Source organism: Comamonas sp. SY3 (assembly GCF_041730275.1).
In the GTDB taxonomy this organism is placed as follows: Bacteria; Pseudomonadota; Gammaproteobacteria; order Burkholderiales; family Burkholderiaceae_C; genus Comamonas; species Comamonas sediminis.
Map to the genome: position 1 here is coordinate 1 of NZ_JBGTYN010000033.1, position 13,544 is coordinate 13,544.

14 protein-coding genes and 1 pseudogene are annotated in these 13,544 nt (G+C 59.2%); 4 read left to right on the forward strand and 11 right to left on the reverse strand.

Translation table 11 applies throughout. The features are described 5' to 3' along the window. Positions 1–86: 86 nt before the first annotated feature. From ACCQ08_RS24475 to ACCQ08_RS24505, 7 genes are all read right to left on the reverse strand, one after another. Positions 87–380, reverse strand: a complete 294-nt coding sequence (locus tag ACCQ08_RS24475) for a hypothetical protein (protein WP_373451221.1) — start codon at positions 378–380, stop codon at positions 87–89. Continuing rightward, a complete protein-coding gene (locus ACCQ08_RS24480; RefSeq protein WP_373451222.1) occupies positions 377–748 on the reverse strand; it encodes an HNH endonuclease signature motif containing protein in 372 nt (123 codons plus the stop codon). Before ACCQ08_RS24480 ends, ACCQ08_RS24475 begins: the two co-directional genes overlap by 4 nt. A 321-nt stretch (positions 749–1,069) precedes the next feature. Further along, positions 1,070–1,270 carry a hypothetical protein gene (locus ACCQ08_RS24485; protein WP_373451223.1) on the reverse strand — a complete coding sequence of 67 codons (201 nt, stop codon included), beginning with the start codon at positions 1,268–1,270 and terminating at the stop codon, positions 1,070–1,072. Between the two features lie 70 nt (positions 1,271–1,340). Next, positions 1,341–2,609: a tyrosine-type recombinase/integrase gene (locus ACCQ08_RS24490; RefSeq protein ID WP_373451224.1), complete on the reverse strand. Its 1,269-nt coding sequence runs from the start codon at positions 2,607–2,609 to the stop codon at positions 1,341–1,343. A 786-nt stretch (positions 2,610–3,395) separates the two neighbouring features. Continuing rightward, positions 3,396–4,862 (reverse strand): efflux transporter outer membrane subunit, encoded by a 1,467-nt coding sequence (locus ACCQ08_RS24495; RefSeq protein ID WP_373451225.1) that lies wholly within the window; start codon positions 4,860–4,862, stop codon positions 3,396–3,398. Beyond that, positions 4,855–8,058: an efflux RND transporter permease subunit gene (locus ACCQ08_RS24500; RefSeq protein ID WP_373451232.1), complete on the reverse strand. Its 3,204-nt coding sequence runs from the start codon at positions 8,056–8,058 to the stop codon at positions 4,855–4,857. Before ACCQ08_RS24500 ends, ACCQ08_RS24495 begins: the two co-directional genes overlap by 8 nt. 11 nt (positions 8,059–8,069) lie before the next feature. After that, complete coding sequence (locus ACCQ08_RS24505; protein ID WP_373451233.1) at positions 8,070–9,254, reverse strand: efflux RND transporter periplasmic adaptor subunit; 1,185 nt, start codon at positions 9,252–9,254, stop codon at positions 8,070–8,072. A gap of 218 nt (positions 9,255–9,472) precedes the next feature. Between ACCQ08_RS24505 and soxR the strand changes: the two genes are divergently transcribed. After that, complete coding sequence (soxR, locus tag ACCQ08_RS24510) at positions 9,473–9,943, forward strand: redox-sensitive transcriptional activator SoxR (protein ID WP_312451286.1); 471 nt, start codon at positions 9,473–9,475, stop codon at positions 9,941–9,943. Positions 9,944–10,084: 141 nt separating this feature from the next. On the opposite strand, the gene ACCQ08_RS24515 is transcribed toward soxR, so the two are convergent. Together ACCQ08_RS24515 and ACCQ08_RS24520 are read right to left on the reverse strand one after the other, a co-directional pair. Beyond that, positions 10,085–10,408, reverse strand: a complete 324-nt coding sequence (locus ACCQ08_RS24515) for a helix-hairpin-helix domain-containing protein (RefSeq protein ID WP_239812241.1) — start codon at positions 10,406–10,408, stop codon at positions 10,085–10,087. Positions 10,409–10,853: 445 nt separating this feature from the next. Further along, positions 10,854–11,294: a hypothetical protein gene (locus tag ACCQ08_RS24520; protein WP_312451289.1), complete on the reverse strand. Its 441-nt coding sequence runs from the start codon at positions 11,292–11,294 to the stop codon at positions 10,854–10,856. A gap of 59 nt (positions 11,295–11,353) precedes the next feature. Between ACCQ08_RS24520 and ACCQ08_RS24525 the strand changes: the two genes are divergently transcribed. Then, a complete protein-coding gene (locus ACCQ08_RS24525) occupies positions 11,354–11,536 on the forward strand; it encodes a hypothetical protein (RefSeq protein ID WP_373451226.1) in 183 nt (60 codons plus the stop codon). 23 nt (positions 11,537–11,559) lie between these two features. Then, positions 11,560–11,616 (forward strand): annotated as a pseudogene (locus ACCQ08_RS24530) (hypothetical protein); the annotation flags it as partial. A gap of 558 nt (positions 11,617–12,174) precedes the next feature. On the opposite strand, the gene ACCQ08_RS24535 reads toward ACCQ08_RS24530, so the two are convergent. Beyond that, entirely contained in the window at positions 12,175–12,393 is a 219-nt protein-coding gene (locus ACCQ08_RS24535; protein WP_239812238.1) for a hypothetical protein, read from the reverse strand. 388 nt (positions 12,394–12,781) lie between these two features. Between ACCQ08_RS24535 and ACCQ08_RS24540 the strand changes: the two genes are divergently transcribed. Next, a complete protein-coding gene (locus ACCQ08_RS24540; RefSeq protein WP_239812237.1) occupies positions 12,782–12,991 on the forward strand; it encodes a hypothetical protein in 210 nt (69 codons plus the stop codon). A gap of 118 nt (positions 12,992–13,109) precedes the next feature. Here ACCQ08_RS24540 and ACCQ08_RS24545 read toward each other — a convergent pair whose 3' ends face one another. Then, positions 13,110–13,334, reverse strand: coding sequence for a hypothetical protein (locus ACCQ08_RS24545; RefSeq protein WP_239812236.1), 225 nt, complete (start codon positions 13,332–13,334; stop codon positions 13,110–13,112). Between the last annotated feature and the right edge of the window lie 210 nt (positions 13,335–13,544).

The window sequence follows — 13,544 nt, forward strand, 5'->3', positions numbered from 1 at the left end:
GTGCGGATGTTCAGCCCCCTCGGCAGTCTTGAGGGGAGCGGAAGAGTTGTTTTCATTGGACATGGGATGCTCCATATGGGCCGCGATCAGCCATTCAGGCGATGCGAAGCGCTGACAGGAAAGGGGTTGTGTGCGGTGGGTTCATTGCTTGGCTGGGGCAGCCTTTGTTCTTCTTGTGGTGGCGCCAGGAACTCCGAACGGTCGGAGCCGGTGACCCGCAGAAAATCCACCTCGACCTTTGCGGTTTCAACCAGTACAGAAGCAACATGCGCCACAGCCTTTGCTCGGTCGATGTCCATGGGGTTGTCTCGATTGCGTAGGTCGCTCAAGGTGGACAGCAATGCTTGGCGCACCTCCGTGATGTGTGGTGTATTGCTCATGGCTGGCTTTCCTTGATAAGGCGGTTGACTTGACGCGTGATCGCTCCTTTGAGCTGAACCAGCTTGGCGAGCTCGGGCGATTTGCTGCGAGGGTGATTGCGTTTAGCGTTTTCGCCACGCGAGATGCACTCGAGCCGATCAATGGTCAGATCCGCTTCAATCGCTGTTTTTTGCCCGGCCTTAAAGATCACGATGTGGCCAGGCGGGATTGGTCCGTGTGATGCTTCCCAGAGCAAGCGGTGCAGTGCGATCCATCGACGCGCTGGGTAAATGTTGGGGTCGTCAGTAACTTTTCGCTCAAGGTATCCGTCCTTGGTCAGTCGGACGGTTCCAATAGGCACATAGTTGTGCTGCGCGGCGCCCTGCATGTCCCCCTTCTTAAATTGCGTCGCCCGACAATTTGGGTGAAGCCCCGTAGATCCCGCTAGGCCTTTGTTCCATGGCGTGGCACCAGGCTTTATTTGCGTTGCGACCATGCGCGGGTCTGTTCGGCCCCGAGCTATACGGCCAGAGTTGATGCTGGCATTGAAGGCCTCAGATTTCCGCAATCCCAACGCTTTTGCCTTTTGGTAAATGGCTCTGGTGGGAATCCCCAAGGAGTGAGACACGACAGCTGCGGTTTGGTCGGGGTATAGGGCGCGCAAGGTGTCAATTTGCGCCGACGACCAGTTTTGACGGGCAGCCATGTTTTAGCTACCCGTCAGAACTTTGCGGATCTTGTCCACGGGCCATGCCAGACGGCCGTTTACGCGCACGGGCTGAATTGGGCCGGCGCGCTTGCCACAGGCCCAGGCCAGCAACGTTTGGGGTTTACGGTTGAGATAGTGCGCTGCGGCGTCGGTGGGAACCGTAGGCGTCGACACCTGATCCAGCGGGGTGAAAAGTTGCATGTGTACTACTCCGGTTGCGCTTGGCAATTGCTAAGCATGTACCGAATAGTACACTAAAATTTAGCAAACGCTACATTTTATGTTGCAAATTCGGGTTTTCATCAGCCGGGAGGATCGCGGCTTGCTCAAGGATCCAGGACTCGATGCGCTGGTGGTGCACCCGCAACAGGTCTAGCGGCCGAACGGTGTAGTGCTTCTCTGCCGTGGCGCTGGGCTTGTGACCTTGAATCTGGGCGACAACCCCAGTCGGGATCTCCAGCCACTCGGTCAGACTCTTGAAGCTGCGGCGCAGCCCCTGCAGCGACACGGGGGTGATGCGCGCCGCGCGGCAGCAATTGCGATGCGCTTTCGCAGGTGACGACATCTTTTGTCCAGGAATACGGGTACTGGTAAATACGTACTCACCTGCACGGGAAAGACTTTTTATCTGTGTGCCCAAATATTCGGTCAATGGGATATTTCGACTGTGTTCTACCTTATCCCTAATCGTTAATTTCCCCCAGCGCCAATCGATATCGGCCCATTTCATATCCAAAATCTCGTTTGGTCGCGCGCCAGTTATTAATAACGTTTGGAGATAAACGGATTGGGTTCTATTGTCCAAAGCCCTAACTTCACCAAACCAGGATTTAAGCTGCTCACGCATTAGCGCATCTCTTTTAGCTCTTGCTTTGCCCAGCGCGTCTTTTACTCGCTTTGTACCGACCACATCCCCAACGGGCAGAAATGGCTCTAGGTCTTCTTGTTCTTTGCACCAATTTAAAAATGCGCGCAACAGACGACGGCCAAGACGTGCTTGCGTAGCCCTCGTCGCCGCTTCCTCCTTAGCCCAAGCTTCTACTATTTTCGGGGTCAGGGTATCCAGCTTATATGAAGCCAACGAGAAGAGAACGCCGGGCACAGTAATTCCTTTACCGCCAGTACCGCGGGTAGATTCTTTTCCGCCCGCACCCATTAATGTTTCGTGATCCTTGAGGTGTCTTTCCCCCCAATGCGCTTTCCGGTCGGCGATGTATCGTGTCCAAATCTCGCCGACCATGGGGCAGGTTTTGGGTGCTGGCGCGGACAGTTCACGCCGTGCTTGAGCTTTCTGTTCGCCCAGAATATCTGTCCCGGCGTCCATCGAGAGCCGAGCTTCGCGAGCTTTCTCCCGCGCCTCATCGATGGTCAACACCAGCACGCTGCCTATTGCGCGGCGGGTGGTCTTTTGCCCAACTTTGCGCTCAAAGATGAAAGCCTTGAATCCGGTCTTCGTGACACGAACTTTGAGGCCGGGCACCAGCGAGTCGCGGAGAAAGGCTTGTGTGCTACCTGGCGGCAATTGAAAGCGTTCAATCACGCTGGCGGTGAGTGCGATTGGCGCGCTGGCATCCACAGGAGCTGAGCGGGACGGTCGTGACATAAATGGTTACAAAATAGTCTGCTAGACCTCAATTCTACGGCTTGATGTAGCCGCCGTGTAGCCGCTGTCGTAAATTTTCAGTCGTTGAGAATCTGGGTGCTTTATTGACGTGAAAGCGTAGAGCGTTGTTTTGTATAGTTTTGTCTATTGACCTGTATGGCTAAAGCGGTACTTGTCAGCGGACTTTTAATCCGTTGGTCGCGAGTTCGAATCTCGCAGGACCCACCAAACATTGGTTATTTGAATCAAGCCCTTGCGCAAATCGCGCAGGGGCTTTTTTCTTGTCTGTTGGTCCGTGATCTCAGGGAATATTCCGCAATCTGTCGGTTGGCTTTGCAGCTGCGCACGCACTCAGACAGAAAAAAAAGCCACCGGCTAGGATGGCTTAAATGCCCGCAGGGTACGGGCGGGAGGGATCTCTGCAAAGGGCTGATTCGTCAGCAATGCCAATGACTTGCGACGATCGTAAGCAAGCATCTGGGTGGGAGTTTGTCTCTCCTGTGAAGCTGTATGTAACTCTTTGAAACTAAACCGTTGGCCTGAGTTCATCGCTTCCGGTCTAGTGGCTTGAGCTTTTGCAACGGGTATTTCTGCTGCCGCGTGTTTCATGGATTCCGTTCAAGCGTAACCGCGCCATGTCATCCGCATGTTTCCATGGCCGGTCATGGCGGAGACAGGGCACTGTGCTGCGGGATCCCAGCGTCCACATGCCCCGTCTCACCGTCATTGAACGGCGAGTGTCTCTGCTGGCTGCGGCAGCCCAGTCCACCCACCTGCCAGTGCCTTGTACAGCGCAATGCTCGAACGTACGCCAGAGATCTGGCTTTGGGCTCGGGCATCCTGCGCTGCCAGCTGCTCACGCTGGGCATCCAGCACTTCGTACAGGCTGATGAAGCCGCCTCGGTACATGCGCTGGACCAGCTGCTCAGCCCGGTCCCTTTCGGCCTGCGCGTCCTTCAAAGCGCTGAGCTCGTTGCTGTTGCGATGCACCGTTGCCAACGCGTTCTCGGTTTCTTCCAACGCCTGCAGCACACTTTGCTGGTACAGCGACAGGGCCTCGGCGGCATCTGCCTGGCTCGTTGCAATGCGGGCGCGCACGCGGCCCACATCCAGGAACGACCAGTCGATGCCGAGAAAGGCAGTGCTTTGCATCGTGTCACCCGCAAAGAGATGGCGGCCGGCCAGCGTGGTGCTGCCCAGCACAGCGCCCAACGAGAGGCGGGGGAACAAGTCCGCTGTCGCAACACCAATGCGTGCTGTGGCGGCATGGAGGCGCAATTCTGCTGCAGCGATGTCAGGCCTGCGCCGCAGCAGATGAGCGGGCACCCCCGGGTCCACTGCGGGTGGCATGGCTGGCAACGCAGCTGTGTTGGAGAGCTGAGCCGACAAGCGATCCGGCGAAAGACCCAGCAGCACCGCCAGGCGATGCTGTTGAACCGCCATCTGCGTCTGCCATCCGGGAACCCGCGCCTGCGTGTTCAGCCACTGAGCCCTCGCACGGGCGGCATCCAGATCGGTGCTGCTTCCTGCCTGCAAGCGCCGCTCGACCAGCCGCAGGGTGCCAAGCTGGTTTTTCTCAGCAGCCTGTGCAATCTGCAGGCGCAGCTGGGCGCCGCGCAATTGGGTGTAGGCGTCTGCCACCTGTGCTGCGATGATGATTTGCAGTCCCGCGACATCGGCTTGCGTCGCTTGCATGCTGGCCTGCGCTGCCTCCACCGACCGCGAGATGCGCCCCAGAAAATCCAGCTCCCATTGCGCGGTGATGGCACTGCTGTAGAGGCGAGCCGACCGCTGCCCCGGGCTGGTTTGCGCAGCACTGCGCTTTTGCTGCCGGCCCTCGGCGTTCATCGTGACCGTGGGGAAGCGATCCATTCCTGATTGCCTGAAAAGCGCCTCCGCCGACTGGAGCCTTGCCAGCGCCGCACCCAGGTCGTTGTTGTTCTGCAGCGCTTGCTGTACCAGCTGCGTGAGTAACGGGTCGCCAAACTGGCTCCAGAATGGGGCATCGTGGATATCGGTGGAAAGCAATGGAGCCGCGTCTGCCTGCGCAGACCTATGCTGCTGTGCAAACCGGGTGGGCAGGCTGTCTTCTGCAAGCGGCGAATGAAAATCGGGTCCTACTGCGCTGCAGCCTGACAGGCTGATGCAGCAGGCGGCAGCGATGCTTCGCAGATGGAAGTATTTAGTCATGTGCCAGCTCCTTGGCGATTGCAGGTGCTGCACGGCCGGGCTTCAATGCCTCTGCAGTGTCGGGTGTATGCAGCTGGGTGCCACTGAGCTTGCGCAAGGTGACATAGAACACCGGCGTGAGGAACAGCCCAAAGAGCGTGACACCCAGCATGCCGGAGAAGACAGTAATGCCAGTGGCAGCGCGTACTTCCGCGCCAGCGCCCTGGCCGATCAGCAGCGGCACGGCACCGGCAATGAAGGCAATGGATGTCATGACGATGGGGCGCAGGCGGAGCCTGCATGCTTCGCGTGCGGCATCCCAGGTGCTTGCGCCTTGCATCTCGCGTTCGCGGGCGAATTCCACAATGAGGATGGCGTTCTTGCAGGCCAGGCCCATCAGCACCACCAGGCCCACCTGGACAAAGACATTGTTATCGCCGCCTGACAGCCAGACGCCAAACAGCGCCGCACAAATGCAGACAGGTACGATCAGAATCACGGCCAACGGCATGGTCCAGCTCTCGTACAGCGCGGCAAGCACCAGGAACACCAGCATCACTGCCAGGGTGAATACGACGGCTGCGGCATGGCTTTGCTCGACTTGCTGGTAGCTCATGTCCGTCCAGGCCAGTTCAATGCCCGGTGGCAAGGTCTTGTCCGCAATGTCACGCAGCTTCAGCAGTGTCTCGGACGATGACAGAACGGCAGGATCGGCATCACCGATGAGGTCGGCAGCCGGAAAGCCGTTGTAGCGCAAAACCGGATCGGGCCCGTAGCTGGGTACGATGGACACCATGGAGGCCAGCGGCACCATATCGCCCCGGTTGTTGCGCGTCTGCAGTTTTCCGATGTCCTCTGCCGTCTGGCGGTGGCTGGCATCGGCCTGCAGCACGACGCGGTAGACGCGGCCCAGCGCATTGAAGTCATTCACGTAGACCGAACCCAGGTAGGCCTGCAGGGTCTGGAATAGGTCGCTCAAGGCGACGCCCTGGGCTTTCGCCTTGGTGCGATCCACCTTCACGTCGAGCTGCGGAATATTGGACTGGTAGGCGCTGACGGGGTAGTGCATGCCCGGGGTCTTGGCAATCTCTGCCTGAAACGCTCCCAGCGCTTGCTGCAGGGCTGCGTAGCCCAGGCCGGCGCGGTCTTTCAGAAACAGCGAATAGCCCGATCCATTGCCCAAACCCTGGATCGGCGGCGGCATCAGCGCATAGCCATAGCCGCCCTCCATGCCCGCGAGCTTTTGGTTGAGCGCATTGCTGATCTCCGTCGCGCTGCGCTGGCGCTCCGCAAAAGGCTTGAGGATCACATAGGCGCTGGTGAGATTGGGTGTATTGGTTCCCTGCAGCGCATTCATTCCGGCAAAGGCGGGCACCGATTCCACCCCGTCGATGGCCAGGGCGTGGCGCGTGAGTTCTTGCGTCACTGCATCGGTGCGTTGCAGCGATGCGCCCTCGGGTAATTTGGCGCCGGCAAACAGGTAAAGCTTGTCCTGCATCGGGATAAAGCCACCGGGCACCTGGTTGAACAGCAGGGCGGTGGCACCCAGCAGCGCCAGGTAGATGGCAAACACCAGCCCGCGCCCCTGGAATGAGCGCGCCACCGCATGTTCATAGCGCTGCGCGCTGCGGTCGAACAGGCGGTTGAAGCGCCTGAAGAACCAGCCCAGCCCCGTGTCCATGCTGCGCGCCAGCCAGTCTTTGCGCGCGCCGTGGCCCTGCAGCAGCTTGGCCGCAAGGGCGGGCGACAAGGTGAGCGAATTGATGGCCGAGATGACGGTCGAGATGGCAATCGTCACCGCGAACTGCTTGTAGAACTGGCCGGTGATGCCATCGAGAAACGCCATGGGCACAAACACGGCGCACAGCACCAGCGCAATGGCGATGATGGGGCCTGACACCTCCTGCATGGCCAGGTGCGCGGCATCGCGCGGGCTGTGGCCTTTTCCGATGAAGCGTTCCACATTCTCGACCACGACGATGGCGTCGTCGACAACGATCCCGATCGCCAGCACCAGTCCAAACAAGGTCAGGGTATTGATCGAGTAGCCCAGCAGGTACAGCCAGGCAAAGGTGCCGACAATCGATACCGGCACCGCGAGAAGCGGGATGATGGAGGCGCGCCAGGTCTGCAGAAAGACAATGACCACCAGGACGACCAGGACCACGGCTTCGATCAACGTGTGCTGTACCGCCGTGATCGAATCCCGCACAAAGACGGTCGGGTCCCACAGGTACTTGAACGCGGTGCCGGGCGGCAGGTCGCCGGACAAGCGGTCCAGCGTCTTGTACACCTCTTGGGCCACGCCCAGCGCATTGGCGCCCGGTGTCAGAAAGATACCGATGGCTGCCATGGGTTTGTTATCCAGAGAGGCTCGCAGTGTGTAGTCGCTGGCACCCAGCTCCAGCCGGGCCACATCGGACAGGCGCACCAGTTGCCCATCGGCGCCTGTCTTCAGCACAATGCTGCCGAACTCCTCTTCGCTCTGCAGACGGCCTTGCACGTTGATGGACAGCAAGGTGTCCGTGGCGCGGCCACTGGGCTCGGCGCCGAGCTGGCCCGCTGATACCTGGACGTTCTGTTCGCGCACGGCGGCAATGACCTGGTCGGTGGTCAGCTGGCGGGCTGCGACCTTGTCTGGATCCAACCATATGCGCATCGCATAGTCACCAGCGCCGTAGACGCCCACGTCGCCGATGCCGGGGAGGCGCGCGAGTTCATCCTTGACGCGCAAGGTGACGTAATTGCGCAGATACAGCGTGTCGAGGCTGCCAGTCGTGGAGACGAGGCCGACATACATCAGCGGCGTGGCCGATTGCTTTTGCGTGGTGATTCCGTACTGGCGCACCTCTTCGGGCAGGCGGCTTTGGGCCTGGCTCACCCGGTTTTGCACCCGCACCGCAGCGGCGTCGGGGTCGGTGCCCGGGCGGAAGGTGGACACCACCTGCAGGCTCCCATCCGAGGCCGCGACGGACTTCATGTACATCAGCCCTTCGACGCCATTGATGGCCTCTTCCAGCGGCACTGCCACTGATTCGGCGATTTCCTTGGGGTTGGCGCCGGGGTAGGTCGCACGCACGACCACGCTGGGGGGAACGACTTCGGGGTATTCGCCGGACGGCAGCTGAGGAATCGCAATCAGTCCTACGGCGAACATGATGACCGACAGCACGATCGCGAAGATGGGCCGGTCGATGAAGAATTTGGAGAAGTCCATGTGTCCTTTGCTCATGGCTGCGCTTTCTGGGCGGGTTTTTGCGTTTCCGGCAGCGCGGCGCCCGCAGCTTGGCTGTCCAACCTCTGGGGCGCCAATGGCATGCCGGGGTAAAAAATGCGCTGCATGCCTGCCACCACCAATTGCTCGCCGGGCGCAAGCCCCGACTCGACGATGCGTCTGCCGTCCACCATCCTCCCCAACTGCAGATCGCGCCTTTGTGCACGCTGGGCAGCGTCCACGACATAGACGTATTTGCGGCTCTGGTCGGTAAGCACTGCCTTGTCGTCAATCAGTACGGCGGTTACCGTGCTGCGCTCCTGCATTTGCACCCGCGCAAACATGCCCGGCTTGAACAGTCCTTGGTCGTTATTCAACGTGGCGCGCAGTGCCACCGTGCCCGTCTGCGGATCCAGCCGGTTGTCGGTGAAGCCCACGCGGCCCGTGTGCGGAAAGCCTTCATCGCTGACCAGGCCGACACGCACCATCGCATCGCTCGGGGCCGCGCTGCTGTTTTGCATGCCGCGCAGCAGGCTTTGCTCATCGGCATCGAAATTCACATACACCGGATTTTGAGAAACCACGGTCACCAGGACACTGTCGTCCGCGCGCGCAAGGTTGCCGGTGGTCAGCAGCGCGCGTCCGGCTATGCCCGCAATGGGGGCACGGACTTCGGTGAAGCCCAGATCCAGTTGTGCGGCTGCCACCGCAGCTTCGGCAGCCGCTACCTGGGCTCGGGCTTGGGCCAGAGTTCCAGCGCGGTTATCGGCTTCTTCAGCAGCGATGGCGCGGTCCGCCACCAAGTCGCGTGCACGCCGGTCCTGCGTGGCAGCCAATTCCGTCGCCGCTTTGGCACGCTGCAGTTGTGCTTGTGCGCTCGCCAGCGAGGCCCGATAGGGGCGGGCATCGATGCTGAACAGCAACTGGCCTTTGCGCACAGGCTGCCCCTCGCGGAAATGGACATGTTCGATGTAGCCTGCCACGCGGGAGCGGATTTCCACGGTTTCCTGAGCAGCAATCCGGCCGTTGAACTGGTTCCACAGCTGTACCGGCTCAGCGCGTACCGTGGCAGTCGTGACGGCGGCGGGCGCTGGTTCGCCCGGCGCACTGCTGTCCTCTGGTGGCTTTGGGGGTCCACAGGCTGTGAGTGCGGCGGACAATGCAAGGGATAGCATGATCACGCGCACGGCAGATGCCATCGCAGGACCTGTGCCAGCAGCAGTCGCCTGCGGGCAGATCTCTGATCTCATATTGGAATTCCTTTTCTTGAAGACTCGGGCGTCTACCGTCCTGAGCGGCAAGCGACGGGGACGCAGAAGGGCTCAATGACTTGCGAGAAAAAATTTCCCTCGTCATCGCCGGAGCGGATTCTTCAAGTTAAAGTTAACTTTAAGTCAAGCGAAAAGGAAGAAGCACCATGACTCCTGGGGATGATGAACTGCTGCCCATCGGAAATATCGCAAAGCGCAGCGGCGTCAACGCGTCGGCGCTGCGTTACTACGAGTCACTGGGCTTGATCGAATCGGTGCGAAGCGCTTCGGGGCATCGCCGTTACCGGCGTTCAGCTCTGCGCCGGGTGGCCTATATCGTGTTCGCGCAGCGGCTGGGATTTCAGCTCGAGGAGATCGCGTCGCAATTGGAGGGCCTGCCCAAGCACCATGCGCCCTCTGGGGAGGAATGGCGTGGCCTGTCGAAGACGTGGATGGCGCGGGTGGATGAGCGCATTCAGGAACTGACGCATCTGCGCAAAAGTCTGGAGAACTGCATCGGCTGTGGCTGCCTGTCGATGAAGGTCTGCCACGTGTTCAACCAGGCGGACTATATTGGCAAACGGGGTGCTGGTCCCCGGTTGTGGCTGGGCGATACGCTGAAAGCCGCAGAGGAGTGATGGTAGGCGCGGCGGTCTGCCTCGCGGGTACGCCCACGCTGCAGAGATTCCGTTGTCACGAACACTGGGGATGGGCCCCAGTTGAATGGGCGGCTGGTTCCGGGCGGCTGGGCTTCCCGGTCATTCAACAGCCCGCTTTCCTTACTTGAGGTCGTGCCGCCTCAGCGCATTCTGGGTGCGACGGAAAAAGGGGAGGGCCCTGGATGTCTGGTCCAGACCAGGCTGCACGGCACCTTCCTGCTGGGGCGGCGCATAGTGCTTTCCGGGAAACAGGCTTTCTTCAATTTTTCTAAAGGTTCTGGGGCCCACGCTGGGCATCAGCAGCAGCTTTTCTGGGTAGCTCTGGGCTGCCTGTTCAATGGTGGTAATGCCATTTCTTGCCAGTACCCTCCACAGGTGCGGAGGCAGCAAGCCTTGCAGAGTAGGGGCCGCATCGAACAATGGGTGTGCAGTGCTGGTATTCATCTCTAGCCATCCAACAAGGTGGAACTGAAACTCAGCAACCCCCGGTTGGGCGGTTAAGCGATGAGCTGCTGAGTTATAAGCTTAGAGAGGTTGAGTAACAATTGGTATCACTGAAAATAGTGATTCTGTCAGCGTTTACACAGCACAACGCGAGGCTGCAATATTCCAGATCCAAAAGCCGGAATCGCCAATCACCTCGCAGTGTTCTTCAAGAGCAAAGCGCCTCCGAATTAAGGCCAGACACGATATGCAGCTATCAGGTGCAAGCACCCTGCACATGGGGGCCGGTGCGCGGCGAACAAGGTTCCGGAGTCGTTCCACTTCATTCAATGCCGTCTTTGCCAAGCTGATGGCGGCAGTGAGAGTATCCAGCCAAACGCATCTGAAGATGTGCGCAACTGGTGCGGATATGCCAGCTTGCCAGTAGCGCGGGCATGCCTATCGCTTATTCCAATTCCAGATCCAGGCGCCGCTTGGCCATGCTCAGGTTGTCTTCCAATGCGGAAAAGCGTAGCGAGTAGTCGTATTTTGTCTCTCCCGCCTTGGCATCTATGCCGTCCAGAAAAGTCATGAAGGCCACCTGGTAGTCCTTGAGGGCCTTTTTGGCATCGCTTCCCTTGGCTTTGCCGAGCACCTTTTTATAGACCTCCTTGGATGCTTTCGACACAGCGCCTCTGCAGCCCAGAAAATCGCTGTAAGCCTGCTGCAGAGTCGTTTCGCCCTGGCCAGCCTTCAACAGTCCAATCATATATTCCTCCTTGCAGATCATGGCCTTGATTTTCAAGGTCTCGTATGCAGAGGCTTCTTGCGATGCAGGGCTGGCGTGTGCCAGACCTGCGTATACCAAAAAAATACAGGTGAGTGAAACCTTGAAGCGGGACAACATAGAAAACGCCTTGTGTGCTTGGGATGGAGGCAGTTTAGCGGCCAGTCGAGCAGTGGTCCGTGTTTGGTGTCGCCACCCGACATTTTCAGCAGAAGCTCGCCGCCCTTTCTACGTGCGTGTTTTTGCGCATCCATATGAATTCAACCTTCATGCCGCTGACCGGCGGTGCTAAGCGTCCGGCAGCGTCTGTTCCACTGCTGGGCATGGCTATCCTTGATCTGTATATGGCGCACAGCATGTAGGCACGTCACATCTCCAGTCTTCAGCGATCGGGGAACGAAGCATCTGCAAGCTGCCCGATGGGCGGGTAATCGACGAATGAACATGCGACAGGCGGGATCTTCACTAAATGGCTACCTCCCGAGCCAAAAAAAGGCCACCCGAAGGTGGCCTGAGGCGCTGAAGAAAAGCCGTTCCTGATCGCTCAGGATGTTCATGCAAATCTAGAGAGGGAGGGAGGATGGTGCATGAACCCGGCAAATCATTAGATATATTCTATAGATTTATACAACTCGATTCTCAAAGGGTATTCCCTAGGTCTGAACAAGGACAGCCTGGGATCTGCAGGCTCTCCACCGGTGAATGGCGCCAGTTGGTCTCACGTACGCGCCCATGTTCAGCCGACAATCAGCTATACCGGTTGCCTGCTTGAGCATCTCCAAATATCAACTGCCAAGGCGGCGGGGTAAGGTGTGGGCCCATTGATATGGAGGGCGTGGGAACTCTCCACGTAGCTTGACTGCGCTCCTATCGCCTCGCTATGCAGCGAGGCGAACCAGGACAGAGGGCTTGGTGCCTACCCAGCCCAGGCCTGCCCAACGAGCGGCCGCACTCCGCTGAGAAAGCGCCTTCCTTGCCCGCGAGAGGCGCTATGACAAGCTCAGCTCACCAGCAAGCTTCCCGCATCGAGCGATGGCGGACGTAAAAGATCATCGTTGACGCCCATCGCCAGGCTGGCGCGCTCAATGGCTTGCCAAAGCTGCGGGGGCATCTGCAGAATTTCTTCTGGGGTGGTGGACTGGTCGATCCATGCGCTGATCTCACCATGTTGGTCATGGGTAAGCAGGTCCAGACTCAGCATTTCGTCGATGGTTTTCATAACAATCAAGCGGTGGGCATGACAACGTGACCAGGGTCAGCTGCCAGCGGCAATCAAAGGGAAATCTCGGCGAAAGGGGAACGGGGCTTAAGTCGGCTGAGAACGCCAAGGAGAGGGGGCTGCCTGCGGCGGGTCTCCATGTGCTTGCAGGCCTGGGCAGCGATGGCGTTGCGCGTTGTGGGCCATGGGATCCTCCTGGTGTTATGCCCCACTGTAACCGGTTCCTGGGGGCGCTCAGGCAAATTGGCCGCCACGCAACATGGTCCGTGGAGATGGTCTTACAGAAGGTGCTGGGCCAGCCGTGGACGGGGAATGACCGATGGCGCAGCAACACGGGCAGTCCGGCATTTCGCCGGACAATAGCGGCTGTAGAAAACAAGGAACTGTTGTGAGCCCTTCCCCTGAACATGCGGACCTGATTGCCAGCTACCAAAAGCTGGTGGCCGAGGTCAACAAGAAAACGGATCTGGTGCGTGTTGCATCGCTCAAAGGCCCTCAGGCCATGCGTGCCGCGATGGCCACTGCTGAGAAAGCCGAGCGCCGGCGCGATGTCATGGCATCGAAGCTGGCCGCCCTGGGCGTAGTGCTGGGTGATTGAGCGCTACCAGCAATCGCGGCTAAGTATCAGCCTGCCCAGCCGATGAGGCTGAGCGGCGACGAGGGCATGCCGCATGCCTTGCCCGAGAGCCGGAGGCGCGCGACCCAACCCCCAGCGCTCAGACCGGCGCGCAGAACGCCCGGTTGGGATAGAGAATATCGGTCAGCACATGCTGGCCACGGGTCTGCAGCAGGTAGGTGCCTGGACCACCATCGGCAATGGCCTGCTCCAGCAGTTGCAGGAATTGCTGGCGATGGTGGACATCATCGGGCAGCCAGGCAGAGGCAGCAGCGGCGTTGTCTGCGCCGGTGCCCTTGGAATTGATCAACCTAATTTCTTTCATGTTGAACAATTCTCCATCCCTGATTGATATTGTGCAAGTGGTTTTTGCTTGAGTTAGCAATGGTTAAAGAACCAATGAATGAGCACATTCTGATGGTGTGTAGGTCGAGCATTCAATAAGCCTTTAGACATCAAACGCTTTACGGTGGTCTTCGATGGGCATGCCTATCGGCCCCACCAGCTCCCGAGCGTGATCCATGGCTAGATGTAA

What these genes read in the sequence shown, in the direction of transcription:
- ACCQ08_RS24475 (WP_373451221.1), bottom strand. Translation starts at nt 380, where the DNA reads ATGAGCAATACACCACACATCACGGAGGTGCGCCAAGCATTGCTGTCC.
- ACCQ08_RS24480 (WP_373451222.1), bottom strand. Translation starts at nt 748, where the DNA reads ATGCAGGGCGCCGCGCAGCACAACTATGTGCCTATTGGAACCGTCCGA.
- ACCQ08_RS24485 (WP_373451223.1), bottom strand. Translation starts at nt 1,270, where the DNA reads ATGCAACTTTTCACCCCGCTGGATCAGGTGTCGACGCCTACGGTTCCC.
- ACCQ08_RS24495 (WP_373451225.1), bottom strand. Translation starts at nt 4,862, where the DNA reads ATGACTAAATACTTCCATCTGCGAAGCATCGCTGCCGCCTGCTGCATC.
- ACCQ08_RS24500 (WP_373451232.1), bottom strand. Translation starts at nt 8,058, where the DNA reads ATGGACTTCTCCAAATTCTTCATCGACCGGCCCATCTTCGCGATCGTG.
- ACCQ08_RS24505 (WP_373451233.1), bottom strand. Translation starts at nt 9,254, where the DNA reads ATGGCATCTGCCGTGCGCGTGATCATGCTATCCCTTGCATTGTCCGCC.
- soxR (WP_312451286.1), top strand. Translation starts at nt 9,473, where the DNA reads ATGACTCCTGGGGATGATGAACTGCTGCCCATCGGAAATATCGCAAAG.
- ACCQ08_RS24515 (WP_239812241.1), bottom strand. Translation starts at nt 10,408, where the DNA reads ATGAATACCAGCACTGCACACCCATTGTTCGATGCGGCCCCTACTCTG.
- ACCQ08_RS24520 (WP_312451289.1), bottom strand. Translation starts at nt 11,294, where the DNA reads ATGTTGTCCCGCTTCAAGGTTTCACTCACCTGTATTTTTTTGGTATAC.
- ACCQ08_RS24535 (WP_239812238.1), bottom strand. Translation starts at nt 12,393, where the DNA reads ATGAAAACCATCGACGAAATGCTGAGTCTGGACCTGCTTACCCATGAC.
- ACCQ08_RS24545 (WP_239812236.1), bottom strand. Translation starts at nt 13,334, where the DNA reads ATGAAAGAAATTAGGTTGATCAATTCCAAGGGCACCGGCGCAGACAAC.